Source organism: Cohnella mopanensis (assembly GCF_022352055.1).
Lineage (GTDB): Bacteria > Bacillota > Bacilli > Paenibacillales > Paenibacillaceae > Cohnella > Cohnella mopanensis.
The window spans coordinates 1-690 of sequence record NZ_JAKRWM010000020.1 but is presented as its reverse complement, the minus strand read 5'-3'; the positions used below and the strand labels follow the sequence as shown (position 1 = coordinate 690).

Below are 690 nucleotides of genomic sequence, written 5' to 3'. Positions count from 1 at the left end.
AGTGGTGCCGGTGAAGGGACTTGAACCCCCACTCCCTTGCGAGAAACGGATTTTGAGTCCGTCGCGTCTGCCATTCCGCCACACCGGCATATTCAGTTTTCTTACTGGCGCGCCCTAAGAGATTCGAACTCCTGGCCTTTTGATTCGTAGTCAAACGCTCTATCCAGCTGAGCTAAGGGCGCATATTGTAAGGTTATGGAGGCGCCACCCAGACTCGAACTGGGGGTAAAGCTTTTGCAGAGCTCTGCCTTACCACTTGGCTATGGCGCCACAGTCAAGATTTAGATGGAGCGGAAAACGGGGCTCGAACCCGCGACCTTCTCGTTGGCAACGAGATGCTCTACCACTGAGCTATTTCCGCGTATAAATGGCTGGGGATCAAGGATTCGAACCTTGGATGACGGAGTCAAAGTCCGTTGCCTTACCGCTTGGCTAATCCCCAATAAGTTCTTGGTAAAAATGGGGCGGACGAGGGGAATTGAACCCCCGAATGTCGGATCCACAAACCGATGCGTTAACCACTTCGCCACGACCGCCATGATCGTAATTTGTATCTAATTGGCAGGGGCAGCAGGAATTGAACCCACACTAACGGTTTTGGAGACCGCTGTTCTACCCTTAAACTATGCCCCTACATAGAGTAGAAAACTGGTGGAGGATGATGGATTTGAACCACCGAACCCGAAGGAA

7 tRNA genes are annotated in these 690 nt (G+C 51.9%); all 7 read right to left on the bottom strand.

The features are described 5' to 3' along the window. Window positions 1-2: 2 nt before the first annotated feature. The 7 genes from L3D05_RS22365 to L3D05_RS22335 all read right to left on the bottom strand — a co-directional run bounded on the left by L3D05_RS22365 (window position 3) and on the right by L3D05_RS22335 (window position 633). Window positions 3-88, bottom strand: a tRNA-Leu gene (locus L3D05_RS22365). 17 nt (window positions 89-105) lie between these two features. Continuing rightward, window positions 106-182 (bottom strand) — tRNA-Arg (locus L3D05_RS22360). 14 nt (window positions 183-196) lie between these two features. Continuing rightward, window positions 197-270, bottom strand: a tRNA-Cys gene (locus tag L3D05_RS22355). Between the two features lie 16 nt (window positions 271-286). After that, window positions 287-361: transfer RNA gene (locus L3D05_RS22350), tRNA-Gly, on the bottom strand. Window positions 362-368: 7 nt separating this feature from the next. Beyond that, window positions 369-442, bottom strand: a tRNA-Gln gene (locus tag L3D05_RS22345). 18 nt (window positions 443-460) lie between these two features. Then, window positions 461-536 (bottom strand) — tRNA-His (locus tag L3D05_RS22340). 23 nt (window positions 537-559) lie between these two features. Next, window positions 560-633 (bottom strand) — tRNA-Trp (locus L3D05_RS22335). Window positions 634-690 lie beyond the last annotated feature (57 nt).